Annotated in this window: 1 protein-coding gene; it reads left to right on the top strand. The window is 43.6% G+C overall.

The window, feature by feature from the left end:
- The coding region (gene tuf, locus ACERCF_RS12470; protein ID WP_373625784.1) for an elongation factor Tu at nt 1-1,120 on the top strand (1,120 nt) is incomplete at both ends.

Here is a 1,120-nt window from a genome sequence, read left to right as displayed (position 1 = left end):
TGTCTAAAGAAAAATTTGAACGTACAAAACCGCACGTTAACGTGGGTACAATCGGCCACGTTGACCATGGTAAAACAACTTTAACAGCAGCAATCACAACTGTATTATCAAAACACTTTGGTGGTGCAGCTCGTGCATTCGACCAAATCGACAACGCGCCGGAAGAGAAAGCGCGTGGTATCACCATCAACACTTCACACGTTGAGTACGATACAGAAACTCGTCACTACGCACACGTTGACTGCCCGGGACACGCGGACTATGTTAAAAATATGATTACCGGTGCGGCACAAATGGACGGTGCTATCTTAGTAGTAGCAGCAACAGATGGTCCAATGCCACAAACTCGTGAGCACATCTTATTAGGTCGCCAAGTAGGTGTTCCATACATCATCGTATTCTTAAACAAATGCGACATGGTAGATGACGAAGAGTTATTAGAATTAGTTGAAATGGAAGTTCGTGAACTTCTTTCTCAATATGACTTCCCGGGTGATGACACTCCAATCGTGCGTGGTTCAGCATTACAAGCGTTAAACGGCGTAGCAGAGTGGGAAGAGAAAATTTTAGAATTAGCAAACCATTTAGATACTTACATTCCAGAGCCAGAGCGTGCGATTGATAAGCCATTCTTATTACCAATCGAAGACGTATTCTCAATTTCTGGTCGTGGTACAGTAGTAACAGGTCGTGTAGAGCGTGGTATCATCCGTACCGGTGATGAAGTTGAAATCGTAGGTATCAAAGAAACTACAAAAACAACTGTAACTGGTGTTGAGATGTTCCGTAAATTATTAGACGAAGGTCGTGCGGGTGAGAACGTTGGTGCATTATTACGTGGTACCAAACGTGAAGAAATCGAACGTGGTCAAGTATTAGCTAAACCGGGTTCAATCACTCCACACACAGACTTCGAATCAGAAGTTTACGTATTATCAAAAGAAGAAGGTGGTCGTCATACTCCATTCTTCAAAGGCTACCGTCCACAGTTCTACTTCCGTACAACTGACGTAACCGGTACTATCGAATTACCGGAAGGTGTTGAGATGGTAATGCCAGGCGACAACATCAAAATGACTGTAAGCTTAATTCACCCAATCGCAATGGACGAAGGTTTACG

It is taken from the genome of Mannheimia kashgarensis (assembly GCF_041807705.1).
Taxonomy (GTDB): Bacteria; Pseudomonadota; Gammaproteobacteria; order Enterobacterales; family Pasteurellaceae; genus Mannheimia.
This window is presented reverse-complemented; position numbering and strand designations above follow the sequence as displayed.